Origin of the sequence: Microbacterium sp. LMI12-1-1.1 (genome assembly GCF_040676455.1) — a bacterium.
Lineage (GTDB): Bacteria > Actinomycetota > Actinomycetes > Actinomycetales > Microbacteriaceae > Microbacterium.
Genome location: NZ_JBEGIA010000017.1, coordinates 83,817 through 90,119 on the forward strand (window position 1 = coordinate 83,817; position 6,303 = coordinate 90,119).

6 protein-coding genes are annotated in these 6,303 nt (G+C 66.9%); 3 read left to right on the top strand and 3 right to left on the bottom strand.

All coding sequences use genetic code 11. From position 1 onward, the window contains the following. Positions 1 to 54 precede the first annotated feature (54 nt). From MRBLMI12_RS22040 to MRBLMI12_RS22050, 3 genes are all read left to right on the top strand, one after another. Positions 55 to 1,101 (top strand): Gfo/Idh/MocA family protein, encoded by a 1,047-nt coding sequence (locus MRBLMI12_RS22040; RefSeq protein WP_363358327.1) that lies wholly within the window; start codon positions 55 to 57, stop codon positions 1,099 to 1,101. A gap of 175 nt (positions 1,102 to 1,276) precedes the next feature. Continuing rightward, positions 1,277 to 2,014: an IclR family transcriptional regulator gene (locus MRBLMI12_RS22045; RefSeq protein ID WP_363358328.1), complete on the top strand. Its 738-nt coding sequence runs from the start codon at positions 1,277 to 1,279 to the stop codon at positions 2,012 to 2,014. Between the two features lie 12 nt (positions 2,015 to 2,026). Then, positions 2,027 to 2,743 carry a GntR family transcriptional regulator gene (locus MRBLMI12_RS22050; protein WP_363358329.1) on the top strand — a complete coding sequence of 239 codons (717 nt, stop codon included), beginning with the start codon at positions 2,027 to 2,029 and terminating at the stop codon, positions 2,741 to 2,743. Between the two features lie 2 nt (positions 2,744 to 2,745). On the opposite strand, the gene MRBLMI12_RS22055 is transcribed toward MRBLMI12_RS22050, so the two are convergent. Genes MRBLMI12_RS22055 through MRBLMI12_RS22065 form a run of 3 tightly spaced genes read right to left on the bottom strand, consistent with a single transcriptional unit; the run spans position 2,746 to position 5,847 of the window. Then, a complete protein-coding gene (locus MRBLMI12_RS22055; RefSeq protein ID WP_363358330.1) occupies positions 2,746 to 4,284 on the bottom strand; it encodes a GMC oxidoreductase in 1,539 nt (512 codons plus the stop codon). Beyond that, complete coding sequence (locus MRBLMI12_RS22060; protein WP_363358331.1) at positions 4,274 to 5,344, bottom strand: sugar phosphate isomerase/epimerase family protein; 1,071 nt, start codon at positions 5,342 to 5,344, stop codon at positions 4,274 to 4,276. The genes MRBLMI12_RS22055 and MRBLMI12_RS22060 overlap by 11 nt, the downstream gene beginning before the upstream one ends. Further along, positions 5,341 to 5,847, bottom strand: coding sequence for a C-glycoside deglycosidase beta subunit domain-containing protein (locus tag MRBLMI12_RS22065; protein ID WP_363358332.1), 507 nt, complete (start codon positions 5,845 to 5,847; stop codon positions 5,341 to 5,343). The genes MRBLMI12_RS22060 and MRBLMI12_RS22065 overlap by 4 nt, the downstream gene beginning before the upstream one ends. Positions 5,848 to 6,303: the final 456 nt, after the last annotated feature.

The window sequence follows — 6,303 nt, forward strand, 5'->3', positions numbered from 1 at the left end:
CACGTTCGGGAACTGGGTCACTGAATTGCGCACCACCAGGCAGGGAGCACTCTGATGGCACGAGTAGCGATCGTCGGGGGCGGCTCAGTGAGCCAGCTCCATGCCCAGGCCATCCGACTGGTCCCCGAGGCAGAGCTCCTCGGCTTCGTAGGCGACGCTGGTGCTCAGATGCGCGCGACCGAGTTCTCCACGCAGCAATGGCCGTCGCTCGAAGCGGCAGCGCACGCCGGCGCCGACGTCGCCGTCATCTGCACACCGACGGGGACGCACGCGGAGATTGGGACAAGAGCTGCAGGCCTCGGGATGAACATCCTCGTCGAGAAGGCGATGGACACTTCCCTGGCGGCCGCGCGGTCACTCGTCGCTGCGGCCGAAGACACCGGCGTCGTGCTCGGCGTGGTCTCCCAGGGTCGGTTCGAACCACCCTTCGAGGAACTGCTCGCCGCGGTTGAGTCCGGGCGTCTCGGCGTGCCCACGCTCGCATCGGCGTCTCGCAAGTGCTGGCGGGATCGGCAGTACTACCGGGGATGGCACGGCACCCACGCGATGGACGGCGGCGGCGCCATGATCAACCAGGGCATCCACAAAGTGGATCAGCTCTGCCGCCTCATGGGTCGTGCCCGACGTGTCACCGGCTGGACCCGCACCCTCGCGCACTCGATCGAGGTGGAGGACACCGCGATCGCGCTCGTGGAGTTCGAAAATGGCGCGGTCGGCACGATTGAGGCCACCACCGCGTTCTACTCGGCCGGTGCCACACCCACCGAGCAGACGACGGTAGATACCCTGCAGCTCTCCGGTGACGCCGGGTCCGCCGTCATCAGCAAGGGCGTGCTGTCGACGTCGTGGTCCGGTGTCTCGGCTCCGTCGCCGGCGGTCTCCCACGGGGCACGGCTCGACCTGTTCCGCCGCCAGCACGAAGACTTCGGGCGCGCTCTCGCCGAGGGCCGTGCACCGCGCGTCACCGGCCAGGAGGGCCTGAACGCCCTGGAACTCGTCCTCGCGGTCTACGAGTCCGCCCGCACCGGCAGGACCATCGAGCTCGACGACTGGGCGGAAGCGCCGCGCCTCGATTTCAGCCAGGGTTCGCCGCACCGATGAGCACCTCGGTTCGCCCGGCGATGGAACTGCCCCCGACCCCCAGATCGGGCCACGGCCCGCTCGCATCGCGATCCGGTGCGATTTCCTGCCCTCTTCACTGAGACGAGCCGGCGGCTACAAGGGAGTGAGGGTGCCGCGCACTAGCGAACCAGGACGAAGCGTAAGCTCCCGCCTGTTGGAGCTTCTCTTCGCGTTCCGCAAAGGGCATCAGATCCTGAGCCTTGCCGAACTCGAGCGCGAAACCGGCATGCCGCACGCCACTGCGCGACGTCTCATGCTCGAGCTCGAGGAGGCGGGCGCGGTCGACAGGCTCGAAGACGGCAGGTTTGCTCCCGGCATTCGACTGTGGCAGCTCGCGACGCTCACGCCCCGGACAGAGTCGCTTCGCGTGCTCGCCCGTCCATTCATGGACGATCTCTACGGTGCGCTCCGCCAGCACGTGCAGCTTGCAGTGCTGGCCGAGGATCACGCCGTCATCATCGAGCGGATGTCCGCACCGCAAGCCGTGTCGCTCGCCTCAGAAGTCGGCGGGCGCCTGCCGCTGCACTGCTCGGGCGTCGGCAAGGTGCTCCTCAGCCACGCGGACCGCGAACTGATAGACCGGGTGCTCAGTGGCCGCCTCTCGCCTTACACGCCGCTCACGGTGACTGACCCGGCCGTGCTGCGACGCCAGCTCGCGGCATGCCGGCAAACCGGAACGGCCACCGTGCGCGCAGAGCTCACCCGCGAGGCCGACTCTATCGCCACCCGAATCGTCGACGCCAGCGGACAGGTCGTGGCTGCGCTGTCGGTGGTGGTGCGTTCGGAATCCGTGAAGCTGGAAGCTGCGACACCATCGGTGATCACGTCGGGTCTCGCCATCTCGCGGGCCCTGGGCTGGCAGCCGAGTGTCTCGATCAAGTGGCCGCCGTAGCGCTTTGCTAGCATGCGTCTCGTGTCCCAAAGCGCGATCGACGAGGATGCGGCGCCGCAGGAGCTCGTGCGACTGCTCCAGCTGTCGGAGCGCCGGGAACCTGTCGTTGCCGACATTGCGGTGTGGATCGCGCGGGGAATCATCGATGGCCGCATCCAGCCCGGGCAGACGCTCAACAGTGTCGACATCGCCAGCCAGTTCGGTACAAGCCGCACCCCCGTGCGAGAAGCGCTGGCGATCCTGGAGTCCGACGGCCTCCTCGAGATGCGCGCACGGAAGCGACCCCGGGTGGTCGTCTACGACTCCGAGCGGATCAAGGAAGTGTTCTTCCTGCGCGCGACCGTCATGGCCGCTCTTGCCGAAGTGGCCGCCGAACGGATCACCCAGGCGGACCTCAACGAACTCGTCAGCCTGGTCGACGTTCTCGCGGGGCACGCCCGCGAGAACGACGATGCCCGTTATCGGTGGGCGCATTTCCAGTTCTTCGACGCCATCGTGGAGATCGCGGGCAACAAGACCGCGCGCCCGATCCTCAACTCCCTCTTCCTGCGCACGCTGTCCATCAGGCAGGCGCTGGCCGCGCCAGACCGCCTCCAAGAGAGCCTCAGCTACGCCGAGCAGATCCTGCAGTCGTTGATGCGACGGGACGGCGAGATGGCGGCACTCTTGGTGCGCCGGTCGATCGAAGCCGCAGTGCACGCGATCGATCGCCCCGACCAAGCCGACTGAGATCAGAGGCGGGTCACTAGGTCGCGTGCACCGAGCACGGCAAGGGCGACGGATGTCGGCGTCGGATTGCACGCAGTCGCAGTAGGAATCACTCCGTTGCCGCCGACGTACACGTTCGACGTGCCCCACACCCGGCTGTTCGGGTCGCACACCGAGAGACCGTCGTCGTACTCGCCCATGCGAACCGACCCCTGGTAGTGCATCGAGCTTCCCGCCGGCAGCAGCCGCGGCTGGCTTCCGGAGAAGAAGTCGCCGATCGTTGCGGCCTGGTCGACCATGTCGCGCTTGGCACGCTCGATCGTCTGCCAGTCCTTCTCGGACAGCGAGTAGTGGATCGTCATCTTCGGAAGACCGAAGACGTCCGACTCGGTGTCGGAGAACTCGATGCGGTCCTCTTCCCGGATGTCCTTGGTGGTGAAGCGGCCCCAGGTGATGATGCGGCGGTGCTCGACCTCCGCATCCGGCAGCTCGATCGGACTCGTGCCGATCTGCATGACCTGGGTGTGGAACGGGAAGTCCGGATCGTGGAACGGGATCCAGAGAACACCCGTCAGTCGCTGCCGGAAGTCCGTGTCGTCGCCCCCGTGCGCTTCGTGGGACGCGTCTTCGCGAACGGCTAGCGCACTCACGATCTGCGGTTGGTCGTTGAGATAGCGGCCCAGCGCGGGCGGACGGATGCCCGATGCCCACAGCAGTTGCGGGGTGCGGAGAGCGTCTGCCGCGATTGCGACAGCCGACACCTCCACCAGGTGCGTTGTGCCGCTCTCCCGCTCCACGAGCTGCACGGCGGTGACTGTGCCGGAGTCGTGTACCAGCTTCGTACACACGACATTTGGGACGATCGTCAGCCGCGCACGGGCGCTCTCGTCCAGGCCGGACAGGATCGTATCGATCCCCGACCAGCGCGGCAGGGGCTCCCCGGTCGGCGTGCACGCCAGGGGCATCGGCTGCACACGTCGGTCCTCGCTGCGGCCCTGGTCGAAGATGGCGGACAGCTTCTCCTGCAACTCCCGCTGCGCCTCGTTAGCCGGGAAGGCCGCCTGGGTGACGCTCAGCAGCTCCCAGGCGCGGCCGAATGCCTCGTCGAACCGATCCTCGAGGAAAGCGATGCGCTCGGAGTCGCCGGGAGGTGGGCACGCGCACGTCCAGTGCGCGCCCATTCCGCCGATGTTTGCGGCCATCGCCGCGGCAGGCATGCCCTCCTGCTCGTCTTCGGACTCCGCGACCTCGTTGAGGAGGAACGTGCCCGGACGGGCCGCGATGCGCCCGTCGATGCGACCGGTGTCGGAGGGGGTCTGGCCGGTCCACCGCGTTGCGGCGAGCTGGACCTCGCGTCGGGCGTCGGGTCCCAGATTCCGGATGTTCTTGCCGAGCTGTCGGGTCAGCTGCGGCCCGGCGTCGATGAGCACGACGGTGGCCCCTGGTGCCTGCTCGAGGATCTCCCGAGCGTAGGAGGTGCCGACGGGGCCGGTGCCGACGACGAGCACGTCCACCCGTTCGGGTAGCGTGCTCGTCGCCGGCACCGCGCCCTCAGCGGGCATCCGCGCCGTGCGTGACGCCCTGCTTCTCGTCTGCGAGCTCCGCGAGGATCCGCTTCTCGAGTTCGTGGTGCTTGGCGATCATGTCCCACGCGCTCGCGTGCAGGTTCCAGTGCCATCCCTCCCACTCGCTCGAGATGAACCCGGTGTATCCGGCATCGACGAAGACACGCAGGATATCACGCACCGGAACCGCCGGCTCGTCGCCGTTCTCGTCGATGTCGTAGAACTTGCCGTGCATGTGGACGGTCCACGGTGCGACGAGCTCCCAGTCGACCGCTTCGGCGTGTCCGAACAGGCCGATCGAGTTGCGAGCGAACGGCTGACCGGCCGCGCCGGCGCCTTCTTGCTCAACGATCTCGTACACCTTGCGGTACATCTCGGGCAGCTGCGAGTCGTCGAGAATCGCGCCGTGTGTGTGCTGGTCCGCCCAGGCCTCGCTGATCCGCTCGAGGTAGCGCTCGGACAGGCCTAGTTCGCGGGCGGCCGCGATGCGGCTCGGCGGGATGCGGCGCATCGAACTACCCCAGTCGGGGATGAAGCCGAGGTGGGGCGACCCGAGCTTTTCGTAGCGCTCCCGCAGCGCCTCCATCAGAGGGTGCCGCGGAGAGTGGTGAGCGTGGATCTCCAGACCCAACTTGACGTTCTCTCGCTCGGCCAGCGGGAGCAGTCGCTCCATGTCGTCTGGGGTCAGTGAGTACTGCACGCGCACCACCGGGAAGCCGAGCTCGCGCGCGGCCTTGATCTGCGGCTCCATGTAGGCCACGAGCTCGTCGGGGGTGAGGAGGCGGTCACGGCGAACGCCGGCATCCGCGTTGGCGCCGATGGCGGAAGGGGTCAGCCCGGTCTCGTCGATCAGTGTGCGGAACTCGGCGATCTGCTCATCGCTGAGGTGCGGCCAGTTCCGGAAGCTCTGGAAGCCCACCACCTCCAGGCCCGGGCCCAGCCCCCGTTCGGCAACGCGACGCACAGCGTCTTCGAACGCGATCTTCCGTGCATGGAAGTCGCGCGTGATGCTGTAGAGCGTCGTGCCCAGCTGAGGAAGTTCGGGAGTCGTAGTCATCGATCTGCCACCTTGAGGATCGCGCTGTTGCTGTCGAGGTTCTTGAGGGGTGCGCCGTTCACGGGCAGGTACGGGATGTACAGGCCGAAGTCAACATCGATCGCATGCTCGCCGGGCTGTGTCGCTGCGTCGGACTTGACGGAAAGCTGCGCCGAATCGAGCACGTACCAGTAGGTGTCCGTGTGTGCCGCGAGATCGGGGAGCGTGTACGGCCCGTCGCCGGCGAGACTGAGGGTGACGTCACCTTCGGGGACCGGCTGGCCGTCGACACGCACCGCCATGCGCTCGACGCACGACAGCGGCAGCGCGCGGTACCACGGCAGCCGGAGATCAGTGGTGAACCCGTCGGCGGACGGGCGGAGGGTGTCGGCCTCGATGAGACGTTCAGGGAACAAAGCTTCCTCGCTTTCAGAATCAACCGCATCGCGATCAGTCGACACTTTACACGAGACTGTCGCGTTTTCTACCGCGCAACTGGTGTTGGCCGGATAGAGTGTCGACACATTGTGCTCATACTTTCGTGCGCCTGACAGCAATCATCCTCATCTCGACCGGAACCCGCCGCAGACCCCTGGTCCGGCAGAAGGGTGGATTGTCAACGACTTCGTGGGCACTCCGGGCCTGTCATGCCCCCTCGGATCGGAATCCGATCCCGATCCGATCCCGAAGCTTCACGACACATCCACAGCGGCGGCTCGCGGGTGAGGCACGCCGGAGGGAGCGGTACGGACATCGCGGAGTGCCACCCGGCGACGAGTTCTGCAGCCCAACCTCCGTGGTGCTGACCCCGGTGTCGCCGACGTTGAAGAATGAAGTCGTCCCTGTTCCGGGTGTGACCCTGTCGTCGACGGGCCGCGTGCCTTGCATCTGATCTGTCTATCCGGGACAGGGTTTTGCGAGCCGGTCAGGGCTGGCATGACCTCATAGGAGCTTGGGTCGAAGCCCCGTCAAGGTCTTGT